This window comes from Streptomyces sp. NPDC051105, assembly GCF_040682795.1.
Taxonomy (GTDB): Bacteria; Actinomycetota; Actinomycetes; order Streptomycetales; family Streptomycetaceae; genus Streptomyces.
This window is the reverse complement of record NZ_JBFBBR010000009.1, coordinates 286,659-298,956: the sequence shown is the minus strand read 5'-3', so window position 1 is coordinate 298,956 and position 12,298 is coordinate 286,659. Positions and strand designations below refer to the sequence as shown.

The 12,298-nt window shown below is 72.3% G+C and carries 11 protein-coding genes; 4 read left to right on the top strand and 7 right to left on the bottom strand.

Features of this window, described 5'->3' with window-relative positions:
* Positions 1 to 351 precede the first annotated feature (351 nt).
* Together AB0N16_RS23860 and AB0N16_RS23855 are read right to left on the bottom strand one after the other, a co-directional pair.
* Positions 352 to 1,221, bottom strand: a complete 870-nt coding sequence (locus AB0N16_RS23860) for an acyl-CoA dehydrogenase family protein (RefSeq protein ID WP_365799783.1) — start codon at positions 1,219 to 1,221, stop codon at positions 352 to 354.
* Between the two features lie 6 nt (positions 1,222 to 1,227).
* Complete coding sequence (locus AB0N16_RS23855) at positions 1,228 to 2,358, bottom strand: acyl-CoA dehydrogenase family protein (RefSeq protein ID WP_365799781.1); 1,131 nt, start codon at positions 2,356 to 2,358, stop codon at positions 1,228 to 1,230.
* Positions 2,359 to 2,484: 126 nt separating this feature from the next.
* On the opposite strand from AB0N16_RS23855, the gene AB0N16_RS23850 reads away from it, so the two are divergent.
* Positions 2,485 to 4,116, top strand: coding sequence for an AMP-binding protein (locus AB0N16_RS23850; RefSeq protein ID WP_365799779.1), 1,632 nt, complete (start codon positions 2,485 to 2,487; stop codon positions 4,114 to 4,116).
* On the opposite strand, the gene AB0N16_RS23845 is transcribed toward AB0N16_RS23850, so the two are convergent.
* Both AB0N16_RS23845 and AB0N16_RS23840 read right to left on the bottom strand, forming a co-directional pair.
* Positions 4,100 to 4,612 carry an EF-hand domain-containing protein gene (locus tag AB0N16_RS23845; protein ID WP_365799777.1) on the bottom strand — a complete coding sequence of 171 codons (513 nt, stop codon included), beginning with the start codon at positions 4,610 to 4,612 and terminating at the stop codon, positions 4,100 to 4,102. The two genes, AB0N16_RS23850 and AB0N16_RS23845, sit on opposite strands and share 17 nt — an antisense overlap.
* A gap of 200 nt (positions 4,613 to 4,812) precedes the next feature.
* Positions 4,813 to 5,187, bottom strand: a complete 375-nt coding sequence (locus AB0N16_RS23840) for an STAS domain-containing protein (RefSeq protein ID WP_365799775.1) — start codon at positions 5,185 to 5,187, stop codon at positions 4,813 to 4,815.
* A gap of 393 nt (positions 5,188 to 5,580) precedes the next feature.
* Here AB0N16_RS23840 and AB0N16_RS23835 point away from each other — a divergent pair, with 393 nt between their 5' ends.
* Positions 5,581 to 6,159 (top strand): sigma-70 family RNA polymerase sigma factor, encoded by a 579-nt coding sequence (locus AB0N16_RS23835; RefSeq protein ID WP_365799773.1) that lies wholly within the window; start codon positions 5,581 to 5,583, stop codon positions 6,157 to 6,159.
* A 71-nt stretch (positions 6,160 to 6,230) separates the two neighbouring features.
* A complete protein-coding gene (locus tag AB0N16_RS23830) occupies positions 6,231 to 7,454 on the top strand; it encodes a maleylpyruvate isomerase N-terminal domain-containing protein (RefSeq protein WP_365800019.1) in 1,224 nt (407 codons plus the stop codon).
* Positions 7,455 to 7,639: 185 nt separating this feature from the next.
* Here AB0N16_RS23830 and purU read toward each other — a convergent pair whose 3' ends face one another.
* Positions 7,640 to 8,524, bottom strand: a complete 885-nt coding sequence (gene purU / locus AB0N16_RS23825) for a formyltetrahydrofolate deformylase (RefSeq protein ID WP_365799771.1) — start codon at positions 8,522 to 8,524, stop codon at positions 7,640 to 7,642.
* A gap of 57 nt (positions 8,525 to 8,581) precedes the next feature.
* The gene (locus AB0N16_RS23820) at positions 8,582 to 9,082 is read right to left on the bottom strand and encodes a hypothetical protein (RefSeq protein ID WP_365799769.1); all 501 of its coding nucleotides are present in this window, start codon (positions 9,080 to 9,082) and stop codon (positions 8,582 to 8,584) included.
* A 117-nt stretch (positions 9,083 to 9,199) separates the two neighbouring features.
* Here AB0N16_RS23820 and AB0N16_RS23815 point away from each other — a divergent pair, with 117 nt between their 5' ends.
* On the top strand, positions 9,200 to 10,504 hold the full coding sequence (locus tag AB0N16_RS23815; RefSeq protein ID WP_365799767.1) for an ABC transporter substrate-binding protein: 1,305 nt from the start codon (positions 9,200 to 9,202) through the stop codon (positions 10,502 to 10,504).
* 56 nt (positions 10,505 to 10,560) lie between these two features.
* Here AB0N16_RS23815 and AB0N16_RS23810 read toward each other — a convergent pair whose 3' ends face one another.
* Positions 10,561 to 12,195 carry a hypothetical protein gene (locus AB0N16_RS23810; RefSeq protein ID WP_365799765.1) on the bottom strand — a complete coding sequence of 545 codons (1,635 nt, stop codon included), beginning with the start codon at positions 12,193 to 12,195 and terminating at the stop codon, positions 10,561 to 10,563.
* Positions 12,196 to 12,298 lie beyond the last annotated feature (103 nt).

Genomic DNA, 12,298 nt, shown 5'->3' with positions numbered 1-12,298 from the left:
CCAACAAGCGCTTCGGGCATATTCCAACGCGAAGGATTACGCGTACGGCATACTGTGCGACGCTCGCTGCGGGGAGTCGAACAGGCGGGGGCGCAAGCCCTTACCGCCCTGCGAGGGCCGGTACGCACCATGAGCCGCGGGGCCGCTTCGACGGCACCGCCGGCATGGCTCGTCCTCGGAACCACTCGCATCCCACAGAAGGTACCCGAGGGGACAGCCGACTCCAGGCCGTGACGAGTCACGCGTTGGACACAACCCGGTATCAACGCTCCGTGATTCCGGTATGCCACGATCCGCGACACCCCGGCCGGCCGGACCCCCGAACGCGCAGACCAGAGCCGTTTCGAACGCTCAGCCGAGCAACTCGGCCGCGAGTATTTCCTCACTCTCCGTGTTCCCGCCGCCACGCTGAGCCCGCAGCCAGGCCCTTTTCATGTGCAGATGCACCTCCGCCTCCCAGGTGAAGCCCATCCCGCCGTGCACCTGAAGACAGTCCCGGGTGCCGCGCAGGGCGGCTTCGTCGGCGAGCAGCCGGGCCGCCGCGATGTCCACCGGGTCTGCGGTCACGGCGGCCGCGTAGACGGCCGCGCGCGCGGTCTCGGCGCGCACCAGCATGTCGGCGCACAGATGCTTGACCGCCTGGAACGCCCCGATGGGCTGCCCGAACTGTTCGCGGGTCCGCGCGTGTTGCACGGCGAGCTCGCACGCGCGCGTGGCGGTGCCGAGCTGCTCGGCGGCGGTCAGGAGTACGGCGACCGGATCGGGTGCCGTGGCCGCCGCCCCCGGCACCCGGTGCAGGGGCGTCAACGGATCCACGGAGCGCAGCGGTACGGCGCCCGACGCGTCCCCTCGTACGACATCGGCCTCGGTCAGCCACTCCACCAGGCCGCCGTCCACGCGGGCGACCACGGCCTCCCCGGTGGCCGCGCCGGGGACGTCGGCCGCCGCCAGATGGGTGGCCGTCAGCGGGCCGGTCAGCAGGGCGCGGCCCGCCTCCTCGAAGACCAACACCGCCTCGGGGAGCCCGAGTCCCACCCCGCCGTCCGCCTCCGGCAGCCGCAGCGCGAAGAACCCGGCCGCCCCCAACTCCCGCCACAGGCCCCGGTCCAGGCCGGGCGCGCCGACCGCCGCCCGCAGCGCCGCGCCGTCGAACCGGCGTGCGAGCAGCTCCCGCATCCCGTCCCGCAACGCCTTCTGGTCGTCGCCGAGTTGAAAGCGCACGCCCGCTCACCGCCCCTTCGGCAGCCCGAGGATCCGCTCGGCCACGATGTTCCGCTGGATCTGCGAGGTCCCGGCCGCGATGGTGTACGAGAGGGAGGAGAGCCGGTCGAGGACCCACGGCCGGTCCAGGTCGAGGGCGTCCGGGCCGAGCACGGCGGCGGCCGCGTCGTACAGCTCCTGCCGTGCCTGCGAGTAGCGCAGTTTGAAGACCGAGCCGCCGACGCCGGGCACGCCCCTGCCCTCCGCCTCCCTGACGTTCCACTGGGTCAGCCGCCACAGCGCCCGGAACTCGGCGTTCAGCCGGCCGAGGCGGCGGCGCAGCACCGGGTCGTCCCAGGTGCCGTTCGCACGCGCCACGCGCGCGAGGTCGCCGAGCACCCGGCGGCAGGCGACGACCTCGCCGACGAAAGCCGTGCCGCGTTCGAAGGAGAGGGTCACCATGGTGACGCGCCAGCCGTCGTTCTCGGCGCCCACCCGGTTGGCCACGGGCACCCGCACCTCGTCGAGGAAGACCTCGGCGAACTCGGCGGACCCGGCGAGCGTGCGCAGCGGCCGTACGGTGATGCCCGGCGCGGCCATGGGCATGGCGAGCCAGCTGATGCCCCGGTGTCTGGGCGCCTCCGGGTCCGTGCGCACCAGCAGTTCGCACCAGTCGGCGACCTCCGCGTGCGAGGTCCAGATCTTGGAACCGCTCACCACGTAGTCGTCCCCGTCGCGCCACGCGCGCGTGCGCAGCGCCGCCAGGTCGGAGCCGGCGCCCGGTTCGCTGAAACCCTGGCACCACACCTCCTCGCCGCGCAGGATCGGCGCCAGCCAGCGCGCCCGCTGCTCCTCGGTGCCCTCGGCGGCGATGGTGGGGCCCGCGTGCAGCAGGCCCACGAAGTTGGCGCCGACATAGGGCGCGCCGGCCCGCTCGGTCTCCTCGAGGAAGATCAGCCGCGTGGTGGGGGACGCGTCCCAGTGGACGTCGGCGTATCCGGCGTCGTACAGCGTCCGCTGCCAGCCGAGGTCGTAGGCGCGGCGGCCCGGCCAGTCCTCGGGTCGCGGCTTCGGCGGCAGGCCGGGGAGCACCTTGGCGAGCCACTCCCGCAGCCGCGCCCGGAAGTCCTCCTCCTCGGGCGTGTACGACAGATCCACCGGCAGACACCCCCACAGAGCTGATGGCTCGTCAGATCTCGCAGGCTAGCCCCGCATCCCTGGACCGACAAGGCGCCGACCCATACGATCTGACGACTCGTCAGTTACGCTGGGCAGGGGGACTCCATGAACGCCACCGCACACGAACTGAGCGCCTCCCGCACGCTCTGGGACCTGGTCGTCCGCCGCGCCGAACTCACCCCCGGCCGACCGGTGTTCCTCCAGGACGACCGCACGCTGTCCTTCGGCGCCCTGCGCGCGCGTGCCGAACGCGCGGCGGCCGGGCTGTACGGCATGGGCGTGCGCCCCGGCACGGTCGTCGCCTGGCAGCTGCCGACCCGGATCGAGACGGCCGTCCTGTCCTTCGCGCTGGCCAGGCTGGGTGCCGTCCAGTCGCCCGTCATCCCCTTCTACCGGGACCGCGAGGTCGGCTTCGCCCTGCGCGAGTCCCGGGCCGAGTTCTTCGCCGTACCGGGCGTGTGGCGCGGCTTCGACCACACGGAGATGGCGCGGCGGCTGGGCGCGAAGGGGGTCTTCGAGGCGTACGGCGAACTGCCCGACGGCGATCCGGCGGTGCTGCCCGCCCCGCCCGCCGAGGGCACCTCCGTCCGGTGGATCTACTGGACCTCGGGAACCACCTCGGACCCCAAGGGCGTTCTCCACACGGACCGTTCACTGATCGCGGGCGGTTCGTGCCTGGCGCACGCGCTGCGGCTCACAGCGGCCGACGTGGGCTCGATGGCCTTCCCGTACGCGCACATCGCGGGCCCCGACTACACGGTGATGCTGCTGTTGTACGGCTTCCCGGCGGTCATGTTCGAGCAGTTCGCGCTGCCGGACGCACTCCCGGAGTACCGCAGGCACGGAGTGACCGTGGCCGGCGGGTCGACGGCGTTCTACTCGATGTTCCTGGCGGAGCAGCGCAAGGAACCGGGGGTTCCGGTGATTCCCTCGCTGCGGCTGCTGGCCGGCGGCGGGGCGCCCAAGCCGCCGGAGGTGTACCACGCGGTGGTGCGCGAAATGGGGGTGCAGCTGACGCACGGGTACGGCATGACCGAGGTGCCGATGATCACGATGGGGGCGCCGGACGACACGGCGGAGAACCTGGCGACGACCGAGGGGAAGCCGCCGCAGGGGATGGAGATACGGATCGGCGAGGGTGGCGAGGTGCGGTTGCGCGGGGAGGCGGTGTGCCAGGGGTATCTGGATCCGGCGCAGACCGCCGAGGCCTTCGACGAGGAGGGGTTCCTGCGCACCGGTGACCTCGGGCGGATGACCGAGAGCGGTCACCTCGTCCTCACCGGCCGCCTCAAGGACGTGATCATCCGCAAGGGCGAGAACATCTCGGCGAAGGAGATCGAGGACCTGCTCGCCGCGCATCCGGCGGTGGGCGACGCGGCGGTGGTGGGGCTGCCGGACGCGGAGCGTGGGGAGCTGGTGTGCGCGGTGGTCGAACAGCCGCCGGGTGCGGCCGCGTTGACGCTCCCGGAGGTGGTGGCGTACCTGCGCGCGGAAGGACTGTCGGTGCACAAGCTGCCGGAGCGGCTGGAGGTGGTGGACGCCCTTCCACGCAACGAGACCCTGCGCAAGGTGCTCAAGTACAAGCTGCGCGACCACTTCTCGACGACGTCCACACCGAGGGACGCGAAGGCTGCCACACCGGGGAGCCCGGGGGCACCCGCGCCTCCGGGCCGAGAGACACCCGCGTCGGGGAGCCCGGGAGGGGCCGTGCCGGGGAGTGTTACTCCGGGATCGTGAAGTAGCGGGCGAACGCCGGGACGATCTCCGCCTCCGCGACCTTCCCGTCGCCGTCGACGTCGAGGCCGGCCGCGACCGCCTGTGCGGTCTCCGGCGGGACCCCGAGGACGCGCAGCACGCGCACGGTGTCGGTGACGGTCGCGGTGCCGTCGCCCGCGGTGTCCGCGAGGGCGAGGGCCGCGTGCAGGAAGGGGCGGGCGATCTCGCCGAACCGGTCGGGGTTGTCGTGCAGCCGCTTGATCGCGCCGCTCACGAACTCCTCGCGGGTGATGCGCTGGTCGCCGTCCCGGTCCGCCATGCCGGCCATGCCCTGCCAGAAGGCCTCCGCGCCCGCGTACAGGGCCTGGCCCTTGTCGGAGCGGGCGGGGGTGCCGAACTCGGCGAGCAGCGCCTTGGCCGCCGTGTTGAAGTCCTCGCGGTCGATCGAGCCGTTGCCGTCCTGGTCGAAGGTTGCGAACCGGGCGGCGATCCGTCGCTCGTACTCGGTGCTGACCATGTGTGTTCAGGCCGCCTTACGTGACGTGGGGGTTCCTCTCGCAGGGAGCGTACGACGCGCGCGGCGGCCGGGGAGCGGGAAAACGGCCCTTGTGCCAAGACCGGGGGAATTCTGCGACAACAATGTGGCACGGTCGTGATCGTCGGCTATAGGGCGCGCGCCGCGGTCGCCGGCCGCCGGCCTTGGCGGGTGCGCGCCCGCTACGCCGAGAGCGGCCCCTCCTCGTCGCTGACCGCGCTGTCCATGTCGGGGTACACCTCGAACAGCCGTCGTACGCCGAGGGCGCCGAGGACCCGGTTGACGTGAGAACCGTCACTCGCGCCCTGAGCGGGCAGTATCAGCCGCAGCCGGCCCCGGCAGGAGCGGATCAGGCGGCGGGCCGCGATGAGGACGCCGACCCCGCTGGAGTCGCAGAAGAAGACGTCGGAGAGGTCGAGGACCAGGCTGTGACGGCCGTCGGCCACCGCGTCGTGCACCCGCTGGCGCAGCACCGGCGAGGTCACCAGGTCCAGTTCACCCGAGACCCCGAGCACGGCCCACTCACCCTGTTCGACGTCGGTCACCTTGAAAGCCACGGCTCAGCCCTTCGCTCGCCGGATCTCCGGAACCGCCCGGAAACGGAGCCAGTTCCTTCGCTTCTTTTCGCGCGGCTGCCCAGCGGCCGTTCCCCGAAACCCCGGACAACAAACGAGCGACGAACGGCAAGGGTCTTGTTTCGGTCACCAACGATCCTGTTCGATCAGATACAGAAGGGTCGCCCGGCGACGACCGTGGCACCGGAGAAGCGCCTCGAGGGGCGCACTGACCAGCGCACGGAGAGACGACGGAGGAACATCGAAGGGTCTTTACCACTCGCGGTCCCGCAGGGGGCGCGCATTGCCATAAAGGGGCGTGCGTTGTCGGACGTGCCGACTACATTCGAGGAGACGGTGGAGACACGCTGGATACGGGCACGGGGAGGGGGCCGCATGGCGAAGAAGGACGTACCGCCCCGCTGGGACCGCAAGATGCAGCAGCGGCTCGCGCGCGGCGAGGCCGCCGCCCTCGGCGAGCTCTACGACCGCTTCGCCTCGCTCGTGCACGGCCTCGCCCACCGCGTCCTGGGGGACGAGCGGGCCGCCGACTCCATAACCCGCGAGGTCTTCGCCCATGTCTGGGAACATCCGGACACCTACGACCCCAGGCAGGGCCCGCTGCGCTCCTGGGTCGCCGCGCTGACCCACCGGCTCGCCGTACAGCGCCTCAGGGCCACCGAGACCGCCGCGCTCACCCCGGGTGACACCGGCGCGGAGGCCACGGAGGAGCTGGAGCGCAAGGTGCGGCGCGCCTCCGTCGCCGCCCGCGCGGACTACATCGTGCACTCCATGCCGACCCCGCTGCGCGCCGCCCTGGACCTCGCCTACTTCCAGCGCCGTGACTACCGCCAGACCGCGGTGGACCTGGGCGTCACCGAGGACGAGGCCCGCCGGCGGCTCCGCCTCGGCCTGCAACTGCTCTCCACCGCACACGACGCCGGGAGACCGCCCGGGTACGGAGGTGCGGTGTGACCGGCGCCGACCCGTTCGACGCGCACGACGGCACGGGCTCCGGCGGCGGAGCCGGTGACGGAGCCGGTGACGTGCCGCGCGACGGCAGCGGCCGGCCGGGCGGGCCGCCGCGCATCCCGCTGCCCCGGGCCTCCGTCGAGGACGGCGGGCAGCCGCTGCCCGAACTCGACGGCCCGCCGCCGGTACCGCTGGAGTTGCCGCACGACGTCCTGAAGTCGCTCCTCGGCGCGTGGGCGTTGGCCGCCTGCTCGACCGCGGAGGCCCTCGCCGTCGAGGTCCACCTCGGCGACTGCGGGGCCTGCGCGGACGAGGCACGGCGGCTGCGCGAGGCGGTCGGCCTGCTGCACCAGCCGGAGAGCCTCGACCTCGACCCCGGCCTGCGCACCCGCGTCCTGGAGGCCTGTCTGGACCGTCGCCCGCCGCGCATCCCGATCCCCGAGTGGGCGGCCCCCTACGACGCCGAGACCGCCCGCCTGGACGCCCTGCTCCAGGACATCGGCGACGCGGAGTGGCACGCACCGGTACGGCTGCGCTGGTTCGACGGCGCGGCGCCGACGAGCCGCCGTACGACGGTCGCCGGGGTCATCGCGCATCTGCTGTCCGTCGACGGCCTGGTGGCGAGGGCGCTCGGCCTCGACGACCCCCTGGGGGAGGTGCCCGCACAGGGCCCCTCCGCCCGCACCGAGGCCTTCTGGCAGGCCTCGTACTATCCGCCGACCCGTGCGGTACGGGGTCCCTGGCGGGAGCAGAGCCACCGGCTCGTGCAGACCGTCTCCTTCACCGGCGGCGGCGCCGGGCGCCTCGGGGTGTCGTACGGCGACTTCGCGCTGCCGTTGCACGACGCGATGCTGGACCGCGCCTTCGAGTGCTGGGTGCACGCGGAGGACATCGCGGAGGCCGTGGACTACCCCTACGGGCCGCCGGCCCCGAGGTATCTGCACAGGATGATCGACCTCGCGGCACGGATGCTTCCCACCGCGCTGGCGGCGCGCCGGCAGGCGGGGCTGGCGGCGCCCGGGCCGACCCCGCACCTGGTCCCTGCGGGACAGCCCGGCCGCAGCCTGCGGCTGGAGATCGAGGGCCACGGGGGCGGTGAGTGGCTGATCCCGCTGGACTCGCCGGGGGCGGTGGGCTCGGAGGAGTTCGAGGTGGCGCACGTGGCGCTGGACGACGTGGAGTTCTGCCGGCTGGCCGCGGGCCATGTACCGCCGGAGGACGCGGCGGCGGGCCAGCTGGGGGATCGGGCGGCGATCAGGGACGTGTTGTTCGCGGCGGCGAGCCTGAGCCGGATGTAGGGGGTGGTGCCGGTCGTACGGCGGCCGCGGGTGGTTCGTGGCTGGTCGCGCAGTTCCCCGCGCCCCTAAAAGCTGAAAGCGAGGCGCAGCCCCGTCTTTTCCAGGGGCGCGGGGAACTGCGCGAACGGCCCCCACGAACCCGCGGCCGCCGTACGACCGGCACCACTCCGCCCCTCGGGCGACGGTCAGGCGAAGACGACCGTTCGCCGGCCGTTGAGCAGGATGCGGCGCTCCGCGTGCCACTTCACCGCCCGCGCCAGCGCCTGGCACTCCACGTCGCGCCCGATCGCGACCAGCTGGTCCGGGGTGACGCCGTGGCCCACCCGCTCGACCTCCTGCTCGATGATCGGCCCCTCGTCGAGGTCCGCCGTGACGTAGTGCGCCGTCGCCCCGATCAGCTTGACGCCTCGCGCATGCGCCTGGTGGTACGGCTTCGCGCCCTTGAAGCTCGGCAGGAACGAGTGGTGGATGTTGATGATCCGGCCGCTGAGCTGCTTGCACAGGTCGTCCGAGAGGACCTGCATGTACCGGGCCAGGACCACCAGCTCGACGTTCTCCTCGCGGACCAGCTCAAGGAGCTGGGCCTCCGCGTCCGCCTTCGTCTCCTTCGTCACCGGAATGTGGCGGAAGGGGACGTGGTACGACTCCACCAGCTCCGCGAAGTCGGTGTGGTTGGAGACCACCGCGGCGATGTCCACCGGCAGCGCGCCGATCCGCGCGCGGAAGAGCAGGTCGTTCAGGCAGTGCCCGAACTTGCTGACCATGAGGACGACCCGCATCCGCTCGTCGGCCCGGTTGATCTGCCAGTCCATGTGGAAGGAGTCACCGACCGCCGCGAAACTGGCCCGCAGCTTGTCGACCGTCACCGGCTCCTCGGCCGAGAAGTGCACGCGCATGAAGAACAGACCCGTGTCGTGGTCCCCGAACTGCTGGCTGTCCTCGATGTTGCAGCCGGTCATGAACAGATAGCTCGACACGGCGTGCACGATGCCCTGCTTGTCCGGGCAGGAGAGGGTGAGGACGTACTGGTCGGCCAGGGCGGCCTGGGCTCGGGTGGGCTGATCGGTCATGCACCACAGAGTCTCATGCCCGGCCGCCCTCCGGTGGTCAGCGTCCGCTTCGCGGACTCAGGCCGCCCGCGTCATGATCCGCAGCACCTCGAGAGTGCGCGGCGGGATGTCCGGGTCGTCGCCGTCGCTCACCGCCAGGCGTATGTGAGCGTCCCGCGCCGCCCGGACCGCGTCCGGCCACGCCTCGTGGTCGACGTACGCGGAGACCGGCGAGTCCGGCCCGACCTGGTGCATGATCCGCAGCACCCGCAGTACGGCGGTGTCGACGAGCGCCGCCTCCTGCGAGTCGCGGAATATCGTCCCGACGTATTTCTCCGCGGACCAGTTGTCCAGCCAGGTGTCCTCGACCAGCCGGTAGACCGCGTCGGTCACGTCGCCGTACCCGTCCTGACCGGCCAGCCAGACGTTCCGCTGGAACTCCGGGTCGGAGAGCATGTGCAGCGCGGAGCGCACATTGCTGCGCCAGCGCCACCACGGCATGTCATTGAGTGGCATGCCGCCCATGGTGGAGGAGCGACGGCCGCGACGGGAAGAGTTCTCCGAACCTTGCACGGTCATCGATCGTACGTTCCTCGTCACACGCCCGTCACCGACCCCCGCAATTCACCTGCGCGTCACCCTTCGTTGACCATTGGTCACTCCTCGGTTAGTGATGTGGGGGAATCGTGCATGTCCATGACCGGCAGGCGTCCCACCCTCACCACCGTCCTCCCCACGACCCACCGGCGCGTCAGAGCCACCGTGCTGTCCGCAGTGGCCATGACGGCCTGTGCGTCTCTCGCCGCCGGCTGCGGGGTCGTCCCGGCACTGTCGGGCTCGGGGGGCGACGAGATCAAGGTGATGACCTGGGCGCCGCAGAAGACCAACGCCACCAACAAGCCCGGCATGCCCGCCATGGCGTCGGCGATCGTCCGCTGGCTCAACTCCCAGGGCGGCGTCGGCGGCCACAAGCTCAAGCTGGTGACCTGCAACGACCACAACACCAGCGTGGGCGCCGCGAACTGCGCCCAGAAGGCGGCCGACGAGAACGTCGTCGCCGTCGTCGGCTCCTACAGTCAGTTCGGCGACTCCTACTTCGCCGCGCTGGAAGGCGCCGCCATCCCCTACATAGGCGGCTACGGGGCGTCGAACGACGAGTTCACCAGCCCCGTCTCCTACCCGGTCAACGGCGGCCAGCTCACCCTGCTGTCCGGACTCGGGGAGGCGCTGGCCGACCAGTGCGGCCCGGTCACCCTGGTCCGCCCGGACACCATCGCCGGCGACCAGCTGCCCCAGCTGCTCGACTCGGGCCTGCAGGCCGGCGGCCACGCCCACTCGATCGACCAGCTCGCGGCCGAGGACCTCACCGCGTACGACAAGCAGTCGCAGAAGGCGCTGGAGAACGCCACCTCGGACTCGCTGAAGACGGGCTGTGTGGTGCCCGAGCTCGGTGACCGCACGGCCACCTTCATGGACAACTTCCAGCGCGCCCGCCAGGACTACCCGAAGGTGAAGACGGCCGCCGAGGTCGGCAGCGTCGACCAGACGGTGATCAACTCCACCGGCGGTGCGTCCGGGCCGTACGAGGGGTCGTACATCACCGGCTGGTACCCGGCGGCCTCGGACGCGCGCTGGGACGAGATGAAGAAGGTCATCAGCAAGGAGGCCTTCGGCGACAACCGGATCGACCCGGCCGACGCCGGGGTTCAGACCACCTGGATCGCCTACAAGGTCCTGGCCGCCGCCCTGGAGAAGATCGGCGGCGGCGAGGTGACCGCCGACAGTGTGCGCCGCACCCTCAACAGCGGCCTGAAGGTCTCCACCGGCAACCTCACCCCGTCGCTGTCCTGGCCCTACCAGGGCAAGCTGTCCGCGGCCGGCTTCTCCCGGCTGGTCAACACCGACGTGAACCTCCAGACCGTCAAGGGCGGCCTGCTCCAGTCGGCCAACAAGAACGCCCTCGACATGACCAAGGTCCTGGAGAGCGCGGACCTCAGCTGACCGGTGGGCCGGTCGACCGGCCCACCGGTCGACCGGCTCTCACAGCCGGCCCGCTCTCACAGCTGGGTCGGCTGCCGCTGGGTCAGCCCGTACTTGCTCGCGATCGTGTTCCACAGCGCGGCCGCCTTCACCTTCTGGGTGCTGGCGGTGCCACTCTCCTGGTTGCCGGCCGCGGTCTGGCCGGTGGTACGGGCCTGGCCCTTGTGGCAGCCGTGCTTGCCCTTGGCCTGGTCGGCCCAGGCCGCGTAGTGGTTGTCGGCGTTCGCGGAGGCCTGCCAGGCCTTGGTGAGGGCGGTGGTCAGCTCGGCGTTGTCCGGCAGCTTGTCGACGGACAGCTTCGCCAGCCGGCCGACCAGCGCGGTGCGCTGCGTGGCGGCATTGCGCAGGTCGGAGGCGGAACCGTCCAGGTTCTTGCACTGCTTCACGTTGGCGACCGCGCCGATCACCGTGGCCCGGCTGCTCCCGCTGTCGGCGAGCAGCTTGTCCAGGGCGGCGGCCTGCGCCTTCGCCGGATCGGCCGCGGCGGACCCGGACCCGTCGGTGGCGGGCACGGACGCGGCGACCGTCTTGTTGGCGTCGCCCGAGTCCCCGCCGCCCCCGCTGAACAGGGCACCGGCCCCGATCCCGAGGACGGCGATCCCGATCCCGACGGCCGCGATCAGCGGCACCTTCGACCTGCCCCGACCGCCCCGGCCACCGTCGTCACCGTCGTCACCGTGGCCGTACGACGACGGGGGCGGGGTGTACGCCGGCGGCTGCTGCTGGAAGCTCTGCGGCTGCTGCTGGTAGCGCGGCAGCTGGGCCGTGGACGCGGCCGGGGGCTCGCCGCCCGGCGCACTGCGGAAGAGGTTGTCGAACTCGGCGGGCGGCTGCCGGTCCCCACCCTGCTCGGCCCCGGCCTGGTACGGCGGGATGTACTGCGTGGCCTCGGCGTCGGAGTGCGCGGCGGGGGCGGACGGCCGGCCGAGGAAGGTGGTCTGCTCATGGGACGTCTCCGGCGGCAGCGCACCCGGGCCGATCGGCGGTATCAGCTGGGTGGCCCCTTCGGGAGCCGCCGCCACCGGCGGGATGTACTGCGTGGCCCCCTCGTCCACCGGCGCGGCCGGCACCGGCGGGATGTACTGGGTCGCGCCCTCGTCGGCGGACGGCAGGGCACCGGGGTACCCGCCGTGGCTTCCGTGCGGGCCGGCGGACGGCAGCGCGGTACCCGGAGCGCCGTAGGGGTCCTGGCCGCCTGCCGGGGGCAGCGGGGCGCCGTACGGCTGCTGGGGCTGGGCGCCGTAGCCGTACGACTGCTCGTAGCCGCCGCCGTACGACGGGGCGGGCGCCCCCTCCGGCGGGAGCGGGCCGGCGCCGGTGGCAGGGGGCTGGTACTGGCCGGCGTGGGACTGCCCGGCCTGCGCCTGGGCGTTCCAGGCGGGCGGCAGCTCCGGCTCCGGGGTGTTCCACTCCTGACCGGCCGCCTGCGGCCAGCCCTGCTCGGGCTGCGGCGCGCCCTGCTGGTGACCGGGTCCCCACGGCTGCCCCCAGGCCTGGCCCTCGGAGGGCGCGGTGGTCGGTGCCGGGGCCGGCGCGGGCGGCTGCGACAGGGGGGCGGGAACGCCCGTCATGCCCGGCAGCAGCGGCTCGCTACCGTCGGAGGGCAGCACGATGCCTTCGCGCGCGGGCTCGCCCTGTCCACTCTGCGTCACCGGGACTCCTACTAATGGGGGACCTTGTGAATCGTCGGCTCACGCTACCGGGTCCCCTCAGCAAGGTGCCACGCGGCAAAGGGCGCGATCTTCTTCCCTGTGA

What these genes read in the sequence shown, in the direction of transcription:
- AB0N16_RS23820 (WP_365799769.1), bottom strand. Translation starts at nt 9,082, where the DNA reads ATGACCGTGCAAGGTTCGGAGAACTCTTCCCGTCGCGGCCGTCGCTCC.
- AB0N16_RS23850 (WP_365799779.1), top strand. Translation starts at nt 2,485, where the DNA reads ATGAACGCCACCGCACACGAACTGAGCGCCTCCCGCACGCTCTGGGAC.
- AB0N16_RS23815 (WP_365799767.1), top strand. Translation starts at nt 9,200, where the DNA reads ATGACCGGCAGGCGTCCCACCCTCACCACCGTCCTCCCCACGACCCAC.
- AB0N16_RS23835 (WP_365799773.1), top strand. Translation starts at nt 5,581, where the DNA reads ATGGCGAAGAAGGACGTACCGCCCCGCTGGGACCGCAAGATGCAGCAG.
- purU (WP_365799771.1), bottom strand. Translation starts at nt 8,524, where the DNA reads ATGACCGATCAGCCCACCCGAGCCCAGGCCGCCCTGGCCGACCAGTAC.
- AB0N16_RS23845 (WP_365799777.1), bottom strand. Translation starts at nt 4,612, where the DNA reads ATGGTCAGCACCGAGTACGAGCGACGGATCGCCGCCCGGTTCGCAACC.